The sequence below is a fragment of the Sphingobacterium sp. UME9 genome (assembly GCF_014170215.1).
GTDB lineage: Bacteria > Bacteroidota > Bacteroidia > Sphingobacteriales > Sphingobacteriaceae > Sphingobacterium > Sphingobacterium paramultivorum.
On sequence record NZ_LZZP01000012.1, the window covers coordinates 378,644 to 401,070 of the forward strand.

Consider the following 22,427-nt stretch of genomic DNA (forward strand, 5'->3'; position numbering starts at 1 on the left):
ATTTACGCAAAATATGTTAACAATTGAACAATATAATTCAATTGAAAAACTCATGAAATAAGGTCGATTCCAATGGATCAGGAGACATCCGATGTGAAAGAAAGGAAAAGAATTAGAATAGATCCCAGAGGTCAATACAGATCTCAGAGATCAGTACAAATGACCTGAAGATGAAAACATAAAATTTGAGCTTACAAAAAAGCAGCAAATCCGATGATAACGCTTCAAAAAAAACAGGTTCTTTCTGAGGCGATATAGTTGATGGAGTGCTGCTTCCCGTTAAAGTTATATTAGTTGCTATTTTTTCAGTATCTGACGGAGGTCAAATCGTAAGCCAACATTGAACGTACGGTTATAGAGTTTTACATTTTCATTGACGCTCATATCCTTCATCCCATAATTAGAGCCAATGAAGAAACCATAGCCCCCATTCCATTTGTAACCTAAGTTAAAACCCAAACCATAGTCTGAAGGATTGGTCGTTGCATCGTAAAATTTTCCATCATTATTATTCACAGACATCTGTATACCATAATAGGGACTAGCAGCAAGATAAATCCGACCTTCTCCAACCGTAATGTTATAAGCTATGTTTAAAGGAATATCGATCGCATTTCTTCGGTATGTTGTCCAGTTATTTTCAAGGGCATGCTTTGCCTCCATACCATTTTGGGTAAAGTTTACTTCAGGCTGAATAGAGAGTCCACCAACGAGCGGTATTTCAAGAAAAAGCCCTGCTGTAACACCCGAAATGCTTCGGAAGCTATAACTGTGCGTTCGTTTATTGGATACCAATGATCCGGCATTTGTGTACCCGGCATTTATACCGTAGGAAATTTTACTTTGGCAGAATGCTGTGGAAAACACAGAAAACAGTATTATACTGCAGATTAAATGTTTCATATGTGGTCAATTTATTTACAATTGCCACAAATATGCACGGCGGAATCTTAATTTAAACGCTATTTAGCGTTGTTTAACAAATCTTAATATTGATTAACAATAATTAATACATATTAACAAACCGCCTTCCTTTACGATGGGAATCGCTCTTCATAGAGCTTCTCCAAGGAGAACATTTCATCGCGGTATTTCGCTGCTTCCAAGAAGTCCATTTCTTTTGCTGCTTTATCCATTTTCTTCCGTACGTTATCGATCGCTTTCTTCAGATCCTTCTCACTGAGATACTGCATCACTGGATCAGCTGCAATGGCCTGCGACGGATCAGGTTCAACATAAATTTTAGGTTCAATACCCGAGAAATCAGCAACAGAAGTCTGCTCTAAGATCTCCTCTCTTGTTTTGCCGACTGTACGCGGTGTAATGCCATGTTCCAAGTTATATTTCATCTGCTTGTCTCGACGACGATTGGTCTCGTCTATCGTAACACGCATGCTATCGGTCATTTTATCCGCATACATGATTACTTTTCCCTTATCATTTCTGGCGGCACGACCAATCGTCTGGATAAGCGATCGTTCGGAACGCAGAAAACCCTCCTTATCTGCATCGAGAATAGCAACAAGCGTGACCTCGGGTAAATCAAGCCCTTCACGGAGTAAGTTCACCCCGACCAGGATATCAAATTCACCCAAGCGAAGACCCCGTAAGATTTCCACCCGCTCCAAGGTTTTAATTTCGGAGTGTATATAACGGACTTTTAAGTTCAGCTTGGTCATATATTTGGAAAGTTCTTCGGCCATGCGTTTGGTCAATGTAGTAACCAAAATACGTCCTCCTTCTTTGATGGTCTTATCCACTTCCTCCAATAAGTCATCCACCTGATTGATCGCTGGCCGCACTTCAATAATCGGATCCAGAAGTCCTGTTGGACGAATGACCTGCTCAACGACAACACCTTCGGTCTGCTGCAGTTCGTAATCGCCCGGAGTCGCCGATACATAGATTGTCTGATTCGTCAGGGATTCAAACTCCGGAAAGTTCAGTGGCCTATTATCCATTGCAGCGGGTAACCTAAATCCATGTTCCACCAAGGAAACTTTTCGCGATCGATCTCCGCCATACATCGCACGCAATTGCGGTAAGGTCACGTGGCTTTCATCGATGACCAACAGGTAATCCTCCGGAAAATAATCCAGCAAACAGAACGGACGCATCCCCGGTTGTCTACCATCGAAAAAGCGGGAATAATTTTCAATTCCCGAGCAATAGCCCAGTTCACGCATCATTTCCAAATCATAATTGACCCGCTCTTCCAAACGCTTCGCCTCAAGCATTAAGCCTTCCTCTTCCAGTTGCGTTTTCCGTTGCATCAATTCATCTTGAATAGCCCAGATCGATTCTTTGAATTTTTCCTTCGGTGTGACGAAGAGATTCGCCGGAAAAAGAGCAAGATCTTCCATCTTGTTGAGCGTTTTTCCTGAAACAGGGTCGATTTCACTCAGTTCATCAATTTCATCACCAAAAAAGGAAACGCGAATTGCAAAATCCAAATAGGCGGGATAGATATCCACCGTATCACCTTTAACACGAAAAGTACCTCGTTTAAACTCTGTGGTGGTACGTGAATATAAGATCTCCACCAATTTATGCAGGAAAGCATTTCTTGTGACAGTCATACCGACACCAAAACGAAAAATAGATCGGGAGAAATCCTCCGGATTTCCCATACCATAGATACAGGATACCGAAGAAACGACAACAATATCACGCCGACCCGACATCAATGACGAGGTAGTCGCCAAACGCAACTTTTCGATTTCTTCGTTAATCGCTAAATCCTTCTCGATGTAGGTATTTGTCGAAGCAATAAAAGCTTCGGGTTGATAATAATCGTAATAAGACACAAAATAGTTGACCGAGTTATTGGGGAAGAACTGCTTGAATTCACCGTACAACTGAGCCGCCAATGTTTTATTGTGACTTAAAATCAATGTTGGCTTTTGCGTTTCCTGAATCACATTGGCAACAGTAAAGGTCTTACCCGATCCCGTTACCCCCAAAAGCGTCTGGTATTGCTCTGCCTGCTCTACACCTGCTACCAATTGCTTAATTGCTTCTGGCTGATCGCCTGTGGGTTTATACTCCGATGTCAATTCAAATTTCATATACTTCCTATTTCTTAAAGAAAACTATTCAGGCCTTTTCCAGCAAACATTGCACCACGAATTACTTAAGCCGTAAGCTCAAAAACAGCTTTTATGATCCGATGGTTTCAATCTGCAAAAAGACGATTTTTCGACCTGTGATCCAGGCCATATCCTTCTAAGGTCTTACACAAATTTACTAAAAATTTTACCATTTTAGCGCAAACTATAATAATACCATAGATGTTATTACTTTCAATTGATTATTTATTATCTTTAGTTTAATTGAACTAGCACACACGCCATGGTCACTATTCTATCTACCCAAAATAGCATTGCAAATCATTTTATTGCCGAGCTGAGAGATAACATTATTCAACAGGATCGCATGCGCTTTCGTCGGAATCTGGAACGATTAGGTGAAATTTTCGCTTATGAAATCAGCAAGACAATGACCTACAAACCTGTTGAAGTTGAAACTACGTTAGGTGTGGCCAAAACCCATCTCTTGATGGAACAACCCGTACTCGCTACAATTCTGAGAGCGGGCCTTCCCTTTCATCAGGGACTTTTAAATGTTTTTGATCAGGCCGATAACACCTTCATTGCAGCCTATCGGCATACAAAAAAGAGCGGTGAGTTTGAAATTCATAAGGAATATGTCAATACACCAAACTTAGATAATCGTACAGTAATCATTGTAGACCCCATGCTGGCTACAGGAAAGAGCCTCGTTTTATGCTGTAAGGATCTCCTGGCCGAATATGACATCAAGGAATTACACATTGTTGCGGCCATTGCATCCGAAGAAGGACTAAACCACGTTCAGGCTTTTGTACCCACGGCGCATATCTGGGTTGGTGACGTCGACCACGAACTGACCTCAAAAGCCTATATTGTACCTGGGCTCGGTGATGCCGGAGACCTGGCCTATGGTGTAAAACACCATTAATGTGGATAAATTATTTAAAACTAAATTAACACTTAGCTCATTGAAATTCAGTAAATTTATGTCAATGATGAAGTTTAATTTTTTTATATCTAATTTATATCGCTATGAGATGGCAAAAATACAATGGCGAATCCATTCGCTCCACGATTTTCGATGCTGTTGAAGAAGTTATTAAACGAGAAGATGCCCTAGGGAATAAGCTCAAGGTTTATATCGGCACCGATTCCCAAGTCAAGAGAGGCATCATCGACTTCGCAACAGTCATCGTCTTTCTCCGGGAACATAAAGGTGGATTTATGTTTATCCAACGGGACAAAAGGCACCACCGAATGAGCATTAAAGAAAGGATGCTACTCGAAGTCCAAAAATCCATCGATATAGCCTATCAACTCTGCCCCCTCCTCGAAAAACACAAAGTAGACCTCGAAGTCCACGCCGACATCAACACCAATCCAAATTTCCAGTCAAATGTTGCCCTGAAAGAAGCCATGGGCTATATTATGGGTATGGGATTTGTTTTTAAGGCCAAGCCCGAGTCTTTTGCCAGTACCAATTGTGCTAATAAACAGGTTCAATAATTGACTATAAGGCAGACTTTGTATATTTAGGGTGTAATTTTTAATACACCACATGCATGAATTTTTTCAGCAGATTGCACGTCAATTTGCCCAGACCTCTTGGCTCGAATGGTTAGGTACCCTGACAGGCTTTCTTTGTGTCTATTTGGCCGCTAAGCAAAATATATGGAACTGGCCGATTAGTATCATCAGCGTGGCGTCCTATGCTATTCTATTTTATGATGCCAAACTATATGGAGATACTGTACTGCAATTCTACTTTCTGTCTACTGCTGTTTATGGCTGGTATTATTGGATAAAACGAAAAGAAGAAAAAAAGAAACCCATCGTCAAAGCCAGCAAGGGGCAGTTGCTCCTTTGCCTCCTGGCAATCCTCGTCCTGACACTTTCAATCGGTTATCTCCTCGATAGCAAGACAAATTCCGATGTTCCTTATATTGACGCTTTCTGCACATCCGTAAGTTTTGTTGCTCAATTTCTGATGACACGCAAAGTGCTTCAAAACTGGCTCTTATGGGTATTTGTGGATATTTGTTATATCCCGCTCTATATACACAAAGACCTTATGCTGACCGCAGTACTCTACCTTGTTTTCACACTCATTGCTTGGAATGGCTATCGCGATTGGCAGAAAACCTATAAAAATTTTGCGTAATATTGCCTATCAAAACGATCGATGTGGGAAAAGATTTCATAAAAATTGCCGTTGTTGGCCCCGAGTCCACCGGAAAATCAACGATGGCACAATTTCTTGCCAAGGAATTTCAGACGGTATGCGTGCCCGAATATTCACGTTATTATTGCCAAGGCCTCAACAATAAATATACCTTACAGGACGAAGTCAATATGTTTTATGGACAGGTCGCCTTAGAGGAAGCGCTGGTCCCTTTAGCACAAGGACAGCTCCTCATCTGTGACACTACCTTCCTTACGGTCAAAATTTGGTCAGATCATCTTTTCGGACATACACCACCGGAAGTCACCGATAAAATTCAACAACATGTTTATGATCTCTATCTGCTGATGGATATCGATCTACCCTGGCAGGACGATCCACTACGGGATTTCCCCGAACAGCGCGAACATTTCATGGAGATCTGGAAAAACGAATTGAACGCCATTAATGCGAATTATCGTCTTATTTCGGGACTCGGCGACCAACGTCTTGAAAATGGACTTTATGCTGTAAAAGATTTTCTGACATTGATTTGAGACAAGTGTCTTGACGAAGCAGCCTTTTACAGCTATATTTGTAGGAATAAAGTATAGCTGTTGTTTATGCGGAGTAAGTATACTTGCCCGGCGACAGAAAGCTTTATAAATACAATTAAAATAGAATATTAACATTTTACTTAAGAAATAATGTATCCAGAATATTTAGTAACTCCAATGCGTCAAGAGTTAGTTGATGCGGGATTCGAAGAATTAAAAACACCTGAAGCAGTTGATCAGGCTATCGCATCAGAAGGAACTGTTTTTGTGGTTGTAAACTCTGTTTGTGGTTGCGCTGCTGCAAATGCACGTCCTGCTGCAAAAGCTGCTGTAAAAAACGAAAAACACCCAGCTAAATTGGTGACTGTTTTCGCAGGTATGGAAACTGATGCAGTAAACACTGCACGTAACTACATGTTGCCTTACCCTCCATCTTCACCAGCAATGGCTTTATTTAAAGACGGGAAATTGGTACACATGATTGAAAGACATATGATTGAAGGTCGCCCGGCACAAATGATTGCTGACAATTTAGTTGCAGCATTTGACGAGTACTGTTAATCACGTATTTTGATTTTTGAATTAAAAAGGCTGTCCAAGTTATTTGGATAGCCTTTTTTTGTCTATTGGATAATTCGTATTTTCCTTACTTTTCCTGCACGTCCCCTTTCAAAACTTGACAGAGGGTCTCCTTTCCGAACAATATGCGGCAACTCAGCATAGGCGCCTCACGTAAAGCAATTCGATCAGCTAAAGCAATTCGATCAACCAAAACCTCAAGTCCACATATCCAGCAGACCTAGCCCCAAGTCTAGTTTCAGTTTATTAAAAGCTTTTTCCTATTTTTAGGTTATGAAAACCTTCCCAATAATCATTTTTTTATTCTGCTTGACGATCATATCATGTTCACCGCAAACGAAAGTGGACCTTATTGTTTATCATGCGCAAGTATATACTGTAGATTCGGCTTTTAGTACAGCACATGCTTTTGCAGTCAAAGATGGTAAGTTTATTGCCATCGGTTCCGATGAAGAAATACAGCGAAAGTACAAAGCAATAGAAAAAATTGACGCGAAGGGGAAGGCCATTTATCCGGGATTCTACGATGCCCATGCGCATTTATTTGACGAAGCCGAGCTAATGGATCAAGTCGACCTAAACGGCGCCGATTCTTTCGAGGAGGTTATTCAACGTGTCAAAAACTACCAACAAAAAAATCCGCACAAAACTTGGCTGATCGGTGGAGGCTGGGACCAAAATCGCTGGAAAGATAAAACTTTTCCAACCAAGGATCTACTCGACAAAGCTTTCCCGGATATCCCCGTCTACCTCATGCGTGTAGATTATCATGCGGCGGTTGCGAACTCCAAAGCACTCGAATGGGCAAAATTAACGAGTATCCCCATCATTCGCGGCGGTGTGGTCGGCGGGACTAATGATACTCCCAATGGTCTCTTGATCGACAATGCAATGGATCTTGTCAATAAGACAATTCCGGTTCCGAGTGAAAAAGAATATCTAAGAATGCTCAAGCGAACGCAAGACTCCCTCCTTTCCGTTGGCCTTACCTCCATTGTAGACGCAGGTTTATCAAAAGAAAGACTCGATCTGCTAAAGAAATACTATCGGGAAGGGCAGTTGAAAATTAGAGATTATGCCATGATCCTAGGCAATCCCCAAAATATAAAGTCATTTATCGATCAGGGTTTCTATGAAACAGACCGTTTCGAGATCAAAGGATTTAAACTGCTCGCCGATGGCGCATTGGGATCCCGTGGTGCATGCCTCCTTGCGCATTACCATGATGCCCCCACCCATGGCTTTCTCCTCCATAGCCCTCAAGAATACGAAGCAATGATCAAACAGATTGCCGAAAGTAAGTTTCAGGCAAATACCCATGCGATAGGCGATTCGGCCAATCGTATTATATTGGATATTTATGGCAAATACCTCCATAATAATGGCGATCGTAGATGGCGAATCGAGCACGCCCAAATTATATCGCCTGCAGATTTTGATAAGTTTCGAAAATATCAAATCATACCATCTGTACAACCCACACATGCAACCTCCGATATGTACTGGGCCAAAGATCGACTCGGTGAAGAACGTATGAAAGGCGCTTACGCTTATAAGCATCTGTTGAAAGAATATGGAAAACTTGCTTTGGGGAGTGATTTTCCGGTCGAACATTTCAATCCCTTATATGGTTTCCACGCGGCAGTAGCCCGTGTCGACAAAAAAGGGTATCCTAGCCACGGATTTCAGATGCAAGACGCGATAAGCCGTGAAGACGCTTTGAAAGGAATGACAATCTGGGCGGCATACTCCTGTTTTCAGGAGAAAAAAAGAGGAAGTATCGAAGTAGGAAAAGATGCTGATTTTGTTATCCTCGAAAAGGATATCTTGAAAATCCAGAATGAGCAACTGCGAAATGTAAAAACAGAACGGACAGTAATTGCAGGTGAGACTGTGTTTAAAAGATAACAATAGCTCATATGCCTAAATATGTCTACTAAACTTATATCGCTAACCATACAACATAGTTAACAAAAAAAATCGCTAACAAATCAAACATTTCTTCACCTGCAGCAACCTCCTCTAGGGAGGATTACAAGGAAAAGTTTGAATAAATTTTCATAATTACGAATATTTCGTATATTTACGATATAAACATATATTTATGAAATATTCATTACCACTCCTATTATCCTTAGCGACGCAGCTGTTATTTGCACAAGAGCGTACTCCAGCAATCGCTAAAGTACATTACGAATTCAAGCATGTAAATGATAGTACCCAACGGGATCAATTTATACGCGATGAAACAGTCGTTTACCTGAATCAACAGGCGAGCTACTACACATCATATTCATCCAAGCGCATGCAAGATGAGGTCAAAAAACAAATGGAGGGCCCCAGTTTCGACGGTACACTAAACATTACTACTCGTTCGACACCATCGAGCTCCTCCTATTTATTAGACGCTAATCAAAACAAAATGACCGAAGTGGTCAGCGTTGCCAGTGACAATTTTGCCATTCCACAGGTTTACCCTATTCAAGATTGGGAAATACTGGGTGACAGCAAAGAAATTGGTGGCTACAATTGCCAGAACGCAAAAACAACATTCAAAGGCCGGACCTATATCGCCTGGTTTACAACCGAGCTGCCGTTTTCCTATGGTCCGTGGAAACTTCATGGTCTTCCTGGCCTAATTCTGGATGCCCGTGACACAAAAAATGAAGTGATTTTTGCTTACGCCGGATTCGACAAAATTGAGGATGGCAAAACATCGGTGGCCCTGCCGCAAAACGCCATCGTAAGTACTGCAGAAGAGGTGAAAAAAGTTCAGGAAGCCTTTAAGGCCAATCCACAAGCTTATATGCAAGCCCAATCGGGAAAAAACAGAACCATCAGTGTAGGTTCATCGGGAAATATGGTTGCAGTTAGATCCAGTTCCGGCTCCGGAGGAGGCTCCCCTGCTGGTGCTTTGGATCCGTCAAAAATAAAGAGTTTCAATATTTCAAGAGACGATAAATACAAACCTTCAAAAGTTACCAACAATCCGATAGAGCTGACGCCTTAATGAAAGTATTTTTATGTTTATTTATATTCGTTTTGCTTGGGCAAATAACCTTTGCCCAGCAAACGATTAGTGGAACGGTCCAAGTGGATAAGACGCAGCATCCCGTACCCTTTGCCAGTGTCAACATCCTTTCAGACAACAAAATCATCGCTTTCAAACCGACAGATAAAGAAGGGCGTTTTACAATTACATTAACAAAGGACTATGCAAGCCTCTACCTGCAGATCAATCACCTTACTTACGAAAAATTTGAACTCAAACTTGGCACGCAGACATCGAATCTTCGGATCCCCCTCGTACCAAAAACCAATCTACTACAAGATGTCATTGTAAAGAGCAAACCTAAAGTAAGCCGTTCAAATGATACGATCTCCTACGACGTCGGATCTTTTGCCAAAGAAGAGGATCGAAATATAGGCGACGTAATCAAACGTCTTCCGGGTATGGAAGTTACCGAATCGGGTCTTATTAAATACCAGGACAAAACCGTTTCTAAACTTTACATTGACGGTGACGATCTATTGGAAAATCGCTATGGTGTAGGTACACGGACAATCCCGCATAAAATGGTAAAGGACATTCAGGTACTCGACAATCACGAACATTATAAAGTCCTTAAAAATAAAAGATTTACAGACGACGTCGCCATAAATCTCGTTATCAAAGAGGAAGCAAAGCTAAAACTCACTGGGCAGGCCAAAATTGGCGTCGGCACGCCCAATCTCTATGATCCTGAATTGAACTCAATCCTATTCAACAAAAAAGTTAAGATGTTGAATGTCCTCAGCGGTAATAATACCGGCAATGATCTTTCCGGAGATATCATCGGCGCCAATCAGTCCTCTTTACTGGCCAAGTTTGGTAGCTCGCCCATCAACAATCTCCTGGCGACGAGCACAACAGGCAGTCCAAATATTCCTAAAAACAACTATTATTTCAACAATACAGGTTCGCTAAACACCAATAACCTATATAACCTCAAGAATCACTGGCAGCTAAAATCAAATATTCAGGTTTTATACGACAACGATAGGCAAAATAATGCCTCAAGCACACAATACCTGCTCGATGATGGCGACGTCTATTTTAATGAGCAAAATCACCTGAAAACAGCGCGATGGCTTGGCGCAGCCAGACTTTCGGCATCCACCAATACGGAAAAGAAATATGCGAGTAATGCCTTGTCATTTGAGTATGAAAAAAAAGATATAACAGCATTGTTGGCAAACTCTTCAGGCCAGATCGAGCAGTTCCAAAAACACCACATCAAGGGATTCAGCAACTTGTTCAGCTATATACCCCAACTTAAAAACAATGACATTATTGCAATCAACTGGTCTTTAAATTATGGTAATAAACCACAGACTTTACAGATCTATCCTGGTGTTTTTCCAGAAATACTCAACGATAGCATTCCCTATAAAAGTAGTCGCCAGCAAATTGAAGTTCCTTCCTTTTTTACGGAGATCAGTACAGGTTATCGCTTCAATAAAGGCAGAATCAAGCAATACTATCAAATTGGCTTCAATACAGATCGCCAACACTTCAACTCGCTGCTTACAATAGAGGATAATGATCAACATATTCGAACATTGGGCGATAATACCCGTAATGATCTGCATTGGAGCAGGTCCCAAGCATTTATTACTCCTCAATATTCCTGGAAAACAAATCGGTTTGAAACCCAGCTCGACATCCCGGTCACCTATTTATTTACACATTATGAAGACGTCAGTCATCAGCTGTCCACTTCCAAAAATTCCGTGCTGATCAATCCTAATTTAAAAGCGAGATGGCAGGTTTCTCAAGAAGACTATCTTCAATTTAACTATCAATTTGCGCAGGACATTGGCAACATAGAAGATATATACCGTGGTGCGGTATTACGGAACTATAGAATGCTCAGCCAAAATAATGCAGCGCTAAATGAATCCAAAAAACATACATTTAATCTCAATTATAATTTAGCCCGTACCCTAAAAGTGTTATTTGCAAATGCTGGTATTAGCTATTCAAGATCGCTTTCCAACACGATATTATCTTCCGTTATAAAAAATAACATCACCGAAAATATCCTGGTCAATATGGATAACCTGCAGGAGCGCTGGTCTTCTCAGATCGGGTTTGATAAATACATTTTCCCCCTGACAAGTACCCTCAAACTAAAAGGAAGCATTTCTCACTTCAAATACAATCAATTGTTAAACAATGTCCTAGTCCCTATTCAAAGTATGAGCTATCTATTTCAACCCAGTATAGAAGCTAAAGTCTTTAAATCTTATAACATTTCCTATTCAGGACTATTCAATTGGAGCAGGAGTAAACAACAGGGCCTGGACAATACGATCCAAAATAAAACCACCACAATGATGCATAATATAGGTTTTCCGACCAGCCCCTTCAAAAACGGCTTTATGCGGCTAAACCTGCGCAATCTTGCCACCTTTCAAACAAACATGAAGAATGCAAGTTATACCTTCATAGACTTTTTTACGCGCTACAAGGTCAACAAGTGGAAAATGGATTTCGAATTGGAAATGAATAATTTGGCCAATATCAAAAACTATCGTACTTATCTGATGACGGCCAATATGATTTCCCAGAATGAATTTGAACTTCGCGGAAGAACAATTTTACTCCGCACAGTTTTTAACCTTTAAAGCATCAGACCACATCGGAAAGAAACAATTGCGTTGGGCTATAAAAAAAAGAAGCCTGAGCAAAAAAATCACTCAGGCTTCTTTTTATATCTTGCGAAAAGTATTCTTTGTTAAAAAACTTTAGAACTGTTTTCTATTGCATATCGAATAAATGTTTCTCAGCATGATAAGAAGAACGAACCAACGGTCCAGACTCCACATACTTGAATCCCATTTCTAAACCAATTTTCTGATATTTCTCAAATTGTGCAGGTGTAATCCATTCGATTACAGGATGGTGAGCTTTCGTAGGCTGTAAATATTGACCTAATGTCAAAATATGCACCCCGACGTTATATAAATCTTGCATTGCCTCGATAACATCTTCCTCAGTTTCACCTAAGCCAAGCATAATACCAGATTTTGTCCGGAGTCCAGCTTCAGAAATGCGACGTAGGCACTCGAGTGAACGATCGTATTTAGCCTGAACGCGAACTTCTCTTGTCAAACGACGGACAGTTTCGAGGTTGTGCGAAACAACTTCGGGACGTACTGCGATCACGCGGTCCAAATTATCCCATTGTCCTTTAAAATCTGGCAAAAGTGTTTCTAAGGTTGTTTCTGGGCTTTCTCTACGGATTGCATTGATTGTCTCCGCCCATATTATCGAGCCACCATCTTTTAGGTCATCACGATCTACCGAAGTGATCACACAGTGTTTCACCTGCATTAACTTGACAGAATTGGCGACACGATTGGGTTCATCCAAATCAACCGCCAAAGGACGACCTGTTGCTACCGCACAAAATGAACAAGAACGCGTACAGATATTTCCCAAAATCATGAAGGTTGCCGTTCCAGCCCCCCAACATTCGCCCATATTCGGGCAATTTCCACTCTCACAAATTGTATGTAATTTATGCTCGTCTACAAGACTTCTGACATGTCTATACTCTTTACCAACAGGCAATTTGACACGCAACCAATCAGGCTTGCGTTGTGCAGGAGTTGCCGGAATAACTGGAAGTTCAATCATACAACAAAGTTAAGGATTAAAAATGTAATTTCTAACCGTCAATTTGTTGGTTTTATATCATAAAAAATGACCGATTGCCACCAATAATAGAATTATGAAACAAAAATTAGGATATTTGTGTTGATTATCATTAATCTAATAACAAAACTATGCGACTGAGCCGATCTTTATCCATGTTGTTACTTGGGGGTGCAACCATCTTTACTGCACATGCCCAAACCAACTTTGACATTATACCCAAACCTTCGAAAATCACATTGGCTACGGGAACATACGCTATCCCTACACATCTTCAGGTTATTGTTTCAGATGAATTTCAGGAGGCGACACAACTGCTTACTGAACACCCAGCTATCAAAAGCCTAGCTGTCGAAGTACTCAAGAAAAATAAAAAAGGTCCAAAAGAAGGCTTTCGCATTATTAAAGCAGTTGATGCAGATAACCTTAGCAAGAACGCCTATTCCATCCAAATCGATGAAAAAGGCCTGCTACTCAGGGCCTGGAATGTACCCCAGGTTATCAATGGGATTTACACACTGGTTCAATTGGGCTATCTACAAGCTGATCCAAGTAAAATAGCCTATGCGACTATAGTCGATGAGCCACGATTCGCCTACCGTGGCTTACACCTGGATGTATCGCGCCATTTTATGCCGCTATCTTTTGTAAAAAAGTATATCGACATCATGGCCATCTACAAATTCAACAACTTTCATTGGCATTTAACTGACGGAGCGGGATGGCGGCTGGAGATTAAGAAATACCCCGAGTTAACACAAAAGGCGGCCTGGCGTACACATACGGGCTGGAAAGATTGGTGGAACAATGGTCGTCAGTATGTAGAAAAAGGTAAGCCAAATGCCAGCGGTGGATTCTATACGCAGGAAGAAGCACGCGAATTGGTCGACTATGCAGCCCGCAAAGGAATCAATGTTATTCCTGAGATAGAAATGCCCGGACATTCGGAAGAAGTATTAGCCGTATATCCCGAACTCTCCTGTTCCGGAAAGCCCTATGGTCAGGGAGAATTCTGTATCGGCAATGAAAAAACCTTTGAATTTTTAAAAAATGTTTTGGATGAAGTCCTCACGATATTCCCTTCCCAGTATATTCATATCGGCGGTGATGAAGCTGAGAAAAAGCATTGGGAAACCTGCCCAAAAGATCAGGCGCTCATGCAAAAAGAAGGATTAAAATCTGTCGACGAATTGCAGAGCTATGCTATCAAACAAATGGATCTATACCTGCAATCCAAGGGTAGAAAGCTGATCGGTTGGGACGAAATCCTCCAAGGGGGGCTCACCGAAGGAGCTACCGTCATGAGCTGGCGCGGTGAAGATGGCGGCATAAAGGCCGCAAATGCAGGCCATGATGTCATCATGACTCCAGGTTCACACCTCTATTTTGATTCTTATCAGACAGACCCACGGACACAGCCTGAGGCCATCGGCGGTTACCTGACACTTGATAAGGTTTATTCGTATGATCCTATTCCAGCTGCGATACAAGGGGACAAAGCCAAGCATATCCTCGGAGCACAAGCGAATATATGGACAGAATATGTACCTACCACCGAACACCTCGAATATATGGTGTTCCCACGTGCACTGGCTTTGGCGGAAGTCAATTGGACAAATAAAGATGGGAAAAACTGGACAGATTTTCAGCGAAGACTACAATCACATTATAAGCTACTACAAGATCTAAACGTCAATTATTATCGTCCTTCCTTCAATGTCGCTTATACGGCAACATACAATGCTGCTAAAAACAACAATAAAATTACGCTGACAACGGAGCAACTAAAAACAGATCAGATCCGATATACCATTGATAGCAGTGAGCCTACAATCTTATCTACACCATATACTGGACCATTTGAACTCAGCTCAACAGGTCATATCAATGCCGCTTATTTTCTAGATTCTATCAAAATCGGTCCAACCCTATCCTTTGATATTGACATTCATCGCGCTATTGGAAAAAAAGTAACGTACAACACAGCATGGTCGGGATATCCAGCACAAAAAGATTCTACCTTAACAAACGGAATCATGGGCGGTCTTTCCTATCACGATGGTCAATGGCAAGGATTCACCAGTCCGATTGATGTTGTTGTCGATATGGAACGAAGAGAAGAAATACACCTGGTAGCCATGAATTTTATGCAGATGATTGGCCCGGGCGTTTATATGCCAGGAGAAATGGAAGTCCTGCTTTCGGATAATGGCCGTACCTTCAGATCCGTAGGAACAATCAAAAATGACATATCCGATAAAGAATCCAAGCTGACTTTCAAAAGGTTTGAACTCAAACTTGACAAAGCCCAACAGGCTCGTTATATAAAAATCAAAGCCAGCAATCCAAAAAAAGGCTACTTGTTTACGGACGAAATCATCATTTATTAAACAAATCAACCCCATTATTGCCTACGAGTTGGAAAACATATCGCTTATATTTTCCAACTCGTTTTTGTTTTTTCAGGACCACTTTTCTAAAAACTACATTTTTTTCTGAAATATTCTTAAAATAAATAGTTAATTTTCAAAATTTAAAATGTAACTTTGCACTCCGACAAAGCAGTCGGAATGACCCTTCCCCATGAGCTACTTTTGATTGTCTTTGCTCAGATTTACAATAGGAAATTTAATTTTTTGAACTAGATATAATGCCAAGAAACACTTCCATTAAGTCGGTTTTAATCATCGGATCAGGTCCCATCGTTATCGGTCAAGCTTGTGAATTTGATTATTCTGGATCTCAAGCATCCCTTTCATTGAAAGAAGAAGGTATTGAAGTATCCATCATCAACTCAAACCCTGCAACAATCATGACGGACAAAGTTGTTGCAGACAATGTCTACTTACTTCCATTAACATGCGAAAGTATTGAAGAAATTTTGCAAAAACACAACATTGACGCTGTACTTCCTACCATGGGTGGCCAGACTGCTTTGAACTTATGTATCGAAGCTTCTAACCTAGGTCTTTGGGAAAAATACAACGTAAAAGTTATCGGTGTTGACGTTGCTGCCATTGAAAAAACTGAAAACCGTGAAGAATTCCGTCAATTAATGGTTGATATCGGTGTGGGCGTTGCAACATCCAAAATTGCAAACTCATTCCTTGAAGGTAAAGAAGCGGCGCAAGAAATTGGCTATCCGCTTGTTATACGTCCATCTTATACTCTTGCAGGTACAGGAGGTGGATTTGTTCACAGAAAAGAAGATTTTGACGCAGCCTTAAATAGAGGTTTACACGCTTCACCAACACACGAAGTTTTGGTAGAACAAGCGGTATTGGGTTGGAAAGAATTTGAGTTGGAATTACTTCGTGATACCAACGACAATGTTATCATCATCTGTACCATTGAAAACTTCGATCCAATGGGTATCCACACTGGAGACTCAATCACTGTTGCACCAGGCATGACATTGTCAGACAAATGTTATCAAGATATGCGTAATCAGGCTATTCTGATGATGCGTTCTATTGGTACATTTGCAGGTGGATGTAACGTTCAGTTCTCTGTAAACCCAGAAAACGAAGAGATCATCGCCATCGAAATCAATCCACGTGTATCACGCTCTTCCGCTTTAGCTTCGAAAGCAACTGGTTATCCAATTGCGAAGATTGCCGCTAAATTGGCGATCGGTTACAACTTGGATGAATTGCAAAATCAGATCACAAAAACAACATCTGCATATTTTGAACCAACATTAGACTATGTGATCGTTAAGATCCCTCGTTTCAACTTCGATAAATTCAAAGGAGCAAACAAGGAATTAGGTCTACAGATGAAAGCAGTAGGTGAAGTAATGGCAATCGGCCGTACATTTATCGAAGCTTTACAAAAAGCATGTCAATCATTGGAGACTGGCCGCGCTGGTTTAGGTGCTGACGGTCGTCAATGGAGAAACCTTGACGAGATCATGGACAGCTTAGAACATCCAAGCGGTGACCGTTTATTCCATATCAAAGATGCATTCGAATTAGGCGTTCCTTTGGAATCTATCCGTAAGGCAACACGTATCGACAAATGGTTCTTAGTACAGATCCAAGAGTTGGTACACCTTGAGCAAGAATTACGTCGTTATCAATTGAATAATATTCCACGCGATTTCTTCATGACCTTAAAACAAAAAGGTTATTCAGATGTACAAATCGCATGGTTATTAGGAAATGTAACAGAGGATCAAGTTTACGATCGTCGTAAGGAATTAGGTATCAACCGTGTTTACAAAATGGTCGATACTTGTGCTGCAGAATTCCCAGCACAAACACCATACTACTATTCGACATTCGAAGAAGAAAACGAATCGATCTCTTCAGATAAAAAGAAAATCGTCGTTTTAGGTTCAGGTCCTAACCGTATCGGTCAGGGTATCGAGTTCGATTACTCCTGTGTACACGGTTTATTGGCGGCTAAAGAATGTGGTTACGAAGCGATTATGGTTAACTGCAACCCGGAGACTGTATCGACAGACTTCAATATGGCTGACAAATTATACTTCGAGCCCGTATTCTGGGAGCACGTACGTGAGATCATCGAATTAGAAAAACCAGAAGGTGTTATCGTTCAGCTGGGTGGACAAACGGCTCTTAAAATGGCTGAGCGTCTAGAACAACTTGGTGTAAAAATCATTGGTACTTCATTTGAGAATATGGACTTGGCAGAAGACCGTGGCCGTTTCTCCGACCTATTGAAAGAATTGGAAATTCCATATCCAAGATACGGAGTGGCAACTTCAGCAGAAGAAGCATTACAAGTTGCAAACGAAGTTGGATATCCAGTATTGGTTCGTCCTTCTTACGTGTTGGGTGGACAAGGCATGAGCATTGTCATCAACGATGAAGATTTAGAAAAAGCTGTCGTCAACTTGTTGAAAAACCTTCCTGGAAACCATATCCTGATCGACCACTTCCTGGATCGTGCAGAAGAAGCTGAATCAGATTCAATCTGTGATGGTGAAGATGTACACATCATTGGTATGATGGAACATATTGAACCTGCTGGTATCCACTCAGGGGACTCTTCAGCTGTATTGCCTCCATTTGGCCTATCACAAGCAGTTCAGGATAAAATGGAAGAATACTCCATTAAATTAGCAAAAGCATTGAACGTAAGAGGTCTATTAAACATTCAGTTTGCCGTAAAAGGTGAAAATGTGTATGTTATCGAGGCCAACCCACGTGCATCTCGTACGGTCCCTTTCATCGCTAAAGCTTATGATGTTCCTTACATCAATATTGCAACTAAAGTCATGTTGGGTGTTAATAAATTGAAAGACTTTACGATCGAACGTAAACTAAAAGGATACGCGATTAAAGAACCTGTATTCTCTTTCAGTAAATTCCCTGAAGTAGACAAGCAATTAGGCCCTGAGATGAAATCAACTGGTGAAGCAATTCGCTTTATCAAAGATCTTCAAGATCCTTATTTCAGAGAATTGTACAATCAAAAATCAATGTTTTTGAATGCACAATAAGACATATCAATAAAATAAAATAGAAAAGAAAAGGCTTGCAAATGCAAGCCTTTTCTTTTCTATTTTATATCTTTTACACAGCGGAACCCTACATTATTTGTAGGACTGTTGACCTCCCCTTTTCCTCTGCTTCCGGCTTTATACCTTTCGCAATATTGATCATTGCAAAGAAATGACCCTCCCCGCTGAACGCGTTTTTCAAGATTTGGTTCCTGCGGATCATAAGAATCTTGTGGTCCTTTGGGGTTAGCAGTTGTACTATGCTGATAATAATCGGGTCTATAAAAATCAGCACACCATTCCCACACATTCCCTTCCATATCGTACAGTCCCAACGCATTTGCCTGAAATGATTTTACAGGTGCTGTCCCTTCAAATCCATCTTCTTTCGAATCTTGTACAGGAAACTTTCCCTGGTAAATATTTGCGGTCCATTTACCATTAGGCTTCAATTCCTTACCCCAGTAATACAAGTCGTCGTTTGCATCTTTACGTCCTCTAGCCGCATATTCCCATTCCGCTTCTGTAGGTAATCGTTTGCCTGCCCATTTCGCATAAGCTGCAGCATCTTCATAGGCAACCTGAACAACAGGATAATTCATTTTATCCTTTATCGAGCTATTCGGTCCCTCGGGATGTTGCCAATTTGCACCAGGGACATACTCCCACCACATCAGATAATTATTTAATGAATTGAGTTCTTTAGGTTTGGAAAATACAGCCGATCCCGGAACTAACATCTTGGGATCCACTCCAGGAAAGTCTTTCGGATCCAGCTCCCGCTCAGCAACAGTTATATAACCTGTCTCCTTTACAAAGTGTGCAAACTGTGCATTTGTGACCTCATGTTCGTCCATATAAAATGAATTCAGTTGCACCTGATGTAAAGGCTTACTATCTTCAAAGTTCGAACTTCCCATCAAAAATTTGCCCCCTTCGACTAATATCATCTTGTCCGTAGTCTTACTTTTTAACTGAGCAATTTGGGATTTTATCATACCTGCGCGCGTAGGTATATTTTCCCCAACACAACAGGAAAGTGTATCCTTGGTGGAAAATAACGATAAACAGGTAATTAGAGTCAGATTGAATAACATAATTAAAGATAAACATAAAAGGGGAACAATAAAAAGTTCCCCTTCAATAAGTCATTTTATATAAGAGGGCTATACGCCTAATTGTATATTTTCTTTTTTCGCTGATCTAGAACGAATAGGCGTATTTCCACCGCCTTTTAACGTGATTTCTACCGGCGTATTATTTTTCCATGCACCCTTTGTGAAATCCGGTACATCAACTGTTTTACAGTTCTTTTCTACAGATTCAAAACTCAATGGCACGATACAGCTCCATGAAGCAGCATCATAGACATCCTGGTCCAAAGGTAATCCGTTGCGCAAACAGTCAATCAGACGCCAGTCCATCATAAAATCCATCCCACCGTGTCCACCAACCTGTTTTGCCTGCTCACCAATATATTTTACCAATTCTGGTGTGTATTTATCGTACAGTTCTTTTAATTTCTGTTCTGTAATGAATTCATGACCAAAAGCAATATTCTCCGTAGGATACTTTTGCGCAAACCCTTTGGTTCCGCTTAGTGTATGTAATCTAGAGTAAGGTCTAGGAGAAGTGACATCATGCTGCAGCATAATCGTTTTTCCTTTTGCGGTGCGGATAAGCGTTGTATTCATATTACCGCGGTATTTCTTTCCGACAAATTCCTGAAAAAAAGAATCCTTGGCCGCTAACTCTTTTGCTTTTTCTCCCATCATAAAATCATTGGAAGACATTGCCACAAGATGATCCATCTTATCCCCTCTATTGATATTTAAGCATTGTGCCACAGGCCCAAGTCCATGAGTAGGATATAGATTTCCATTTAATTTTATATTTTCTCTCAGGCGCCACATGTTATCATAGCCATTCTTTGCAAAATTAAGATCAAGCAAATCGTGAATATAAGCACCCTCGGCATGGACGAGTTCGCCAAACAAGCCTTGGCGCACCATATTCAATGTCAGCATTTCGAAGAAATCATAACAGCAATTTTCCAGCATCATACAATGCTTTTTAGTCGCTTCAGATGTCTTCACGACCTCCCAACAATCTTTGATCGTCAAAGCAATCGGCACTTCACAAGCCACGTGATTACCCGCTTTCATCGCGGCAATACTCATCGGAGTATGATAATCCCAAGGCGTACAAATATAGACGAGATCGAGTTTCTCTTCTTTCAACAAGGATTTCCAGCCATCTTCACCTGAATACGCTTTCGGAGCTGTTAGACCTTTCGATGTAACGATTTTTGTTGCGCGCTCAACCCGATCCGGATGTTTGTCGCAAAGTGCTACAATTTCGCATCCCTCAATAAAGGATAACCGTTCAACAGCACCAGGACCGCGCATGCCCAGTCCAATCACCGCTACTCTGACTTTATCAATTTTTGGAGCTGCATAGCCACACATATTAAACGACTCTGCTGCCGTATTGGCATTGACCAAAGTAGGGAGTGAAACAGCCAGTGATGACAATATTCCGGCCTTTTTTAGAAAATCTCTTCTAGAATCCATAATTTAAAGTTCATATAAATTTAAAGGGACCAATTGGTCCCTCTAAAAAATCACCTATTTTAAAACAAACTAAACAGTCAATAGAAAAATCCTTTTGGATTGGATTTATATTTGGTTCTTATGTAAGAACTTAATCTCTATAACAATAATATAACACTTTTTTCTAAATAAAAAATGAAACTTGAAAGCAATCGTTTGCTTAATCTACACAAACGATTGCTTAATTTTTTATCTTCGTTGTTTTTCAATCGATATTCATCAGCCACAAAGTTTTCAATAATGAAATCCCTGATAGGATAAGCCCATCATAACCGGTTACCCTAGCAGGGAATATCGAGCTGCATTTGCTATCGTTATACAATTGTAACTCACAGAGGTATAGCTGCAGGTATAATGTTATATTACGTTCCTGATCAGGATGTGTAAATAAGAAGATCAACTTATGTGGCTAATGACATTTGCCAATAAAGCTTAATAATAGAGTAGAATAGCTGTATAGCTTGTAATTATGAGAGCTATACCTGTAACCACTACCTGTATACTTCCCAACAGTCGGATAGCATATACAACTGCTTATTACAAGTAGCTCCTGCAAGCTCCATTGATATACAGCAATACGATACAGATGAAAAACAATATAGCTTGACAAGGATAGTAGCAGGACAGGATATTCCCCAATAATTACGAGTAGCCCTTGCAGTACTTACCGATATACGGCTATAGGACACTGGTGAAAAGCAATAAGGTTTGACACGGTCAGTGAAGGCTGTATGAGTGCTGTCCACTGGATTACAATTCCCCTTGGCTACAAGGATGCTCCATACCACTGAGAACAGTGACAGTTGCGGTTGCAGGATAGCGACGGTTGCGGAACAGGCTCATCGACGGCCATGTGCTGCGATAACCGATATGCGGAGGATAGGCAATAGCCTGTACATGGAAATACGGAAGTATTTAAACGAAAGAAGCCCTTGACTGTTTCCAGCAAGGGCTTCCGTGTAAAAAAAGGCACCGACCTACTCTCCCACCTGTTACGGCAATACCATCGGCTCTGGCGGGCTTGACTGCTCTGTTCGGAATGGGAAGAGGTAGACACCGCCGATATAGGCACCTAAAAATCTTTATTGACATTATCATGATTGATATCATGTTATTCATGCCAAATGACATAGCTATTGAAAGAGGTTCGTTTCTTGTTTGTTTCAAAAATTAAAGAGGAAGACAACAGTGTCTGTCTGCTTGAGAAAGCTTCGGGCTATTAGTACCACTTGGCTTTGGTCTCTCAACCTTTACACCTATGGCCTATCAACGTA

General features: G+C 40.9%; 15 protein-coding genes and 1 rRNA gene. 10 read left to right on the forward strand and 6 right to left on the reverse strand.

The window, feature by feature from the left end; all coding sequences use genetic code 11:
* Positions 1–297 precede the first annotated feature (297 nt).
* Both A9970_RS19040 and uvrB read right to left on the reverse strand, forming a co-directional pair.
* Entirely contained in the window at positions 298–903 is a 606-nt protein-coding gene (locus A9970_RS19040) for an outer membrane beta-barrel protein (protein ID WP_182983345.1), read from the reverse strand.
* A gap of 131 nt (positions 904–1,034) precedes the next feature.
* Positions 1,035–3,068: an excinuclease ABC subunit UvrB gene (uvrB, locus tag A9970_RS19045; protein ID WP_182983346.1), complete on the reverse strand. Its 2,034-nt coding sequence runs from the start codon at positions 3,066–3,068 to the stop codon at positions 1,035–1,037.
* A gap of 283 nt (positions 3,069–3,351) precedes the next feature.
* Here uvrB and upp point away from each other — a divergent pair, with 283 nt between their 5' ends.
* From upp to A9970_RS19085, 8 genes are all read left to right on the forward strand, one after another.
* Positions 3,352–3,999, forward strand: a complete 648-nt coding sequence (gene upp / locus A9970_RS19050; protein ID WP_182983347.1) for a uracil phosphoribosyltransferase — start codon at positions 3,352–3,354, stop codon at positions 3,997–3,999.
* Positions 4,000–4,103: 104 nt separating this feature from the next.
* Positions 4,104–4,577, forward strand: a complete 474-nt coding sequence (locus tag A9970_RS19055; RefSeq protein WP_046672303.1) for a ribonuclease H-like YkuK family protein — start codon at positions 4,104–4,106, stop codon at positions 4,575–4,577.
* Positions 4,578–4,629: 52 nt separating this feature from the next.
* Positions 4,630–5,232, forward strand: coding sequence for a nicotinamide riboside transporter PnuC (gene pnuC, locus A9970_RS19060; RefSeq protein ID WP_075990952.1), 603 nt, complete (start codon positions 4,630–4,632; stop codon positions 5,230–5,232).
* A gap of 23 nt (positions 5,233–5,255) precedes the next feature.
* Positions 5,256–5,789 (forward strand): AAA family ATPase, encoded by a 534-nt coding sequence (locus tag A9970_RS19065; RefSeq protein ID WP_182983348.1) that lies wholly within the window; start codon positions 5,256–5,258, stop codon positions 5,787–5,789.
* 150 nt (positions 5,790–5,939) lie between these two features.
* The gene (locus tag A9970_RS19070) at positions 5,940–6,350 is read left to right on the forward strand and encodes a BrxA/BrxB family bacilliredoxin (protein ID WP_070563263.1); all 411 of its coding nucleotides are present in this window, start codon (positions 5,940–5,942) and stop codon (positions 6,348–6,350) included.
* A 360-nt stretch (positions 6,351–6,710) separates the two neighbouring features.
* Entirely contained in the window at positions 6,711–8,276 is a 1,566-nt protein-coding gene (locus A9970_RS19075; protein ID WP_310889294.1) for an amidohydrolase, read from the forward strand.
* A gap of 196 nt (positions 8,277–8,472) precedes the next feature.
* On the forward strand, positions 8,473–9,378 hold the full coding sequence (locus A9970_RS19080; protein ID WP_182983350.1) for a GLPGLI family protein: 906 nt from the start codon (positions 8,473–8,475) through the stop codon (positions 9,376–9,378).
* Positions 9,378–12,038 carry a hypothetical protein gene (locus A9970_RS19085; RefSeq protein ID WP_182983351.1) on the forward strand — a complete coding sequence of 887 codons (2,661 nt, stop codon included), beginning with the start codon at positions 9,378–9,380 and terminating at the stop codon, positions 12,036–12,038. The genes A9970_RS19080 and A9970_RS19085 overlap by 1 nt, the downstream gene beginning before the upstream one ends.
* 133 nt (positions 12,039–12,171) lie before the next feature.
* On the opposite strand, the gene lipA is transcribed toward A9970_RS19085, so the two are convergent.
* Positions 12,172–13,053, reverse strand: coding sequence for a lipoyl synthase (lipA, locus tag A9970_RS19090; protein ID WP_046672297.1), 882 nt, complete (start codon positions 13,051–13,053; stop codon positions 12,172–12,174).
* A 149-nt stretch (positions 13,054–13,202) separates the two neighbouring features.
* On the opposite strand from lipA, the gene A9970_RS19095 reads away from it, so the two are divergent.
* Both A9970_RS19095 and carB read left to right on the forward strand, forming a co-directional pair.
* Entirely contained in the window at positions 13,203–15,461 is a 2,259-nt protein-coding gene (locus A9970_RS19095; RefSeq protein ID WP_182983352.1) for a beta-N-acetylhexosaminidase, read from the forward strand.
* A gap of 260 nt (positions 15,462–15,721) precedes the next feature.
* Positions 15,722–18,541: a carbamoyl-phosphate synthase large subunit gene (gene carB / locus A9970_RS19100; protein ID WP_182983353.1), complete on the forward strand. Its 2,820-nt coding sequence runs from the start codon at positions 15,722–15,724 to the stop codon at positions 18,539–18,541.
* 59 nt (positions 18,542–18,600) lie between these two features.
* On the opposite strand, the gene A9970_RS19105 is transcribed toward carB, so the two are convergent.
* From A9970_RS19105 to rrf, 3 genes are all read right to left on the reverse strand, one after another.
* A complete protein-coding gene (locus A9970_RS19105; protein ID WP_259655435.1) occupies positions 18,601–19,491 on the reverse strand; it encodes a formylglycine-generating enzyme family protein in 891 nt (296 codons plus the stop codon).
* 216 nt (positions 19,492–19,707) lie between these two features.
* Complete coding sequence (locus A9970_RS19110) at positions 19,708–21,114, reverse strand: Gfo/Idh/MocA family protein (protein WP_220801655.1); 1,407 nt, start codon at positions 21,112–21,114, stop codon at positions 19,708–19,710.
* Between the two features lie 1,003 nt (positions 21,115–22,117).
* Positions 22,118–22,229, reverse strand: a 5S ribosomal RNA gene (rrf, locus tag A9970_RS19115).
* Positions 22,230–22,427 lie beyond the last annotated feature (198 nt).